At 53.2% G+C, this 2,042-nt stretch carries 4 protein-coding genes and 1 pseudogene; 3 read left to right on the top strand and 2 right to left on the bottom strand.

Annotated elements, in window-relative coordinates:
* The coding region (locus ROI90_RS21030; RefSeq protein ID WP_316000256.1) for a hypothetical protein at positions 1-166 on the top strand (166 nt) is incomplete at its 5' end.
* A gap of 57 nt (positions 167-223) precedes the next feature.
* Positions 224-640, top strand: coding sequence for a hypothetical protein (locus ROI90_RS21035; protein WP_316000253.1), 417 nt, complete (start codon positions 224-226; stop codon positions 638-640).
* 318 nt (positions 641-958) lie between these two features.
* On the opposite strand, the gene ROI90_RS21040 is transcribed toward ROI90_RS21035, so the two are convergent.
* A complete protein-coding gene (locus tag ROI90_RS21040) occupies positions 959-1,537 on the bottom strand; it encodes an AAA family ATPase (RefSeq protein ID WP_316000254.1) in 579 nt (192 codons plus the stop codon).
* A gap of 13 nt (positions 1,538-1,550) precedes the next feature.
* Positions 1,551-1,763, bottom strand: a complete 213-nt coding sequence (locus tag ROI90_RS21045; protein ID WP_316000255.1) for a hypothetical protein — start codon at positions 1,761-1,763, stop codon at positions 1,551-1,553.
* 75 nt (positions 1,764-1,838) lie between these two features.
* On the opposite strand from ROI90_RS21045, the pseudogene ROI90_RS21050 reads away from it, so the two are divergent.
* Positions 1,839-2,042, top strand: a pseudogene (locus ROI90_RS21050) (hypothetical protein); the annotation flags it as partial.

Consider the following 2,042-nt stretch of genomic DNA (forward strand, 5'->3'; position numbering starts at 1 on the left):
CACCTTCGGGGCCCGGCCACTGAAGCGCGTACTGCAGCGCCTGGTACTCAACGAGCTGTCGAAGGACATCCTTTCGGGCCGCGTGAGCAAGGACGCCGTGGTGGAAGCCGTGCTGGAAGACGGCCACATCCGCTTCAACAACGTGGAGATGCCCGCTGTAGGGTAACCTCATTGAATTAAATGAAAAGCCCCGCTGGCATTGTGCCGGCGGGGCTTTTTGCGTATGATTACGAACAGCAAGACCTCTCTATCAATACTCCATTTAAACTCTCAAAGCAAATGGATTTTTTACCAAGATTTGACAAAAAACGGAAAAGTTATTCCTGACAAGCAATTACGCAATAGATTTTTACAACTCAGTAGGTCGTATATGTTTACGAATGAAAATAAAGGGGCGTTAATGGCAGTTTACGACTCTAGCTCAGATGATGTTTACTTAGCCACATACTTGGATATGACTTTAGTAAGTGATAAACACGGAACCTATCGTGACAAGTATCTAATCAAAAAAACTATTCATGAAGCTGAATTCTATGTAAAAGAACAAGACTGTTCCTTTATTCTAACTGATCTATATGACAATATGCATGAGTCTTTCCCTCATCCTGAGTATTTAAATATGAAATATATTATCAAATAATAACTCCGAAACTGGCGCGAGTTTAGTGGGGTTTAACTCATTACTAACCCCTGACATAGAGGCTGTGTTTCCACTGCCATAGCAAGGCAAACCGGTACTACGCCACGTGAGGTTGATTTTGTTGGACGAGTTGAAAACTCGCAACAGCAGCCTACGCTATTAGAGCGTGTTTGGGAATTCATAAAAACGCCTTTTTCGTCATGCTGAGCCTGCCGAAGCATCTCTACCGCTTCGTTGAAAAAGCCCCATACGAAGCGGTAGAGATGCTTCGGCAGGCTCAGCATGACGTTCTTTTCAAATTCCCAAACACGCTCTTACTCAACACAGCCGCCCATACACCGCTTCCATCCGCACGATGTGCGCCAGCACCGGCGCGGCCCAGTCGGGTAGATTGGCTGCTGGTACGGGTGGCTGACCGGGTACTAGATCCAGCACCTCGCGCGGCAGGGACGTATTATCGTAGAGTTGCAGCCGGTCGAAGGCGCGGTAATGGCGCTTTAGCAGGGAGAGGCCGTTGGCGTAGCGTTGGGCAATGAGGGCAGCGGGAATATCGTGGCCGCCTTCCCGCACGCGCTGGGCTACCCGCTGCTCGCACAAGGAAACAGACTCCAGACACACGAAGCGCAACTCTACCCGGTAGCCCGCTTGCCGGAGCGTTTGAAACAGAGAGTAGTCCCGCTCGGTAGCGGCGTTGGTTTCAATGACAAAGGACGTGCGCTGGGCTACCCACTCCTCCTGCTGTTGCCGCAGGGTAGCTTCGATGGTGTGCGCGTCGATGCCTTGCTGATACATGGCATCCCCGTTGAGGCGCGGGACGTCAGTTGCTTCGTACCAATAGATGGACGTTTTGCCTGCTCCATTCGGTCCGGCCAGCACGTACACGGTGGGCACTGCCACAAGCATCCGGTTCTTAACCCAGTAGCTCTATCCGACCCGAACCCGGCCACTCACGTACCAGGCGACCTTGCTGGTCACGGTAAGTCAGGAAGGAGCCAGCCGCTTTGGCCCGCGCCGAGACACTGGCCCGGAAGCCCTGCTGGAACTCCGGGGTAGCTACCCGCTCGGCCATATTGGCCAAGTTGTTCAACTGCTGTTCCAGCGAGGGGATAGATGAAGTCGTCATAGCGTCAGGAGGATAACACAGTTGCAAAGGTAACGCAGAAACCTCAGTAATAGGTGCCGTACCTGTATGCGGTGCATCCAGTTCCGCCATATTCAGCAGCGCCTGGAAGAAGCCGGCATCCGTTTGGAAGCTACCGACGAGGTGCTGGACTTCTTGGGCGAGCAGGGCTTCGACCCCACCTTCGGGGCCCGGCCACTGAAGCGCGTACTGCAGCGCCTGGTACTCAACGAGCTGTCGAAGGACATCCTTTCGGGCCGCGTGAGCAAGGACGCCGTGGTG

It is taken from the genome of Hymenobacter endophyticus, assembly GCF_032464715.1.
Taxonomy (GTDB): Bacteria; Bacteroidota; Bacteroidia; order Cytophagales; family Hymenobacteraceae; genus Hymenobacter; species Hymenobacter endophyticus.

Coding starts and splice junctions, on each gene's coding strand:
- ROI90_RS21035 (WP_316000253.1), top strand. CDS start 224: ATGATTACGAACAGCAAGACCTCTCTATCAATACTCCATTTAAACTCT.
- ROI90_RS21045 (WP_316000255.1), bottom strand. CDS start 1,763: ATGACGACTTCATCTATCCCCTCGCTGGAACAGCAGTTGAACAACTTG.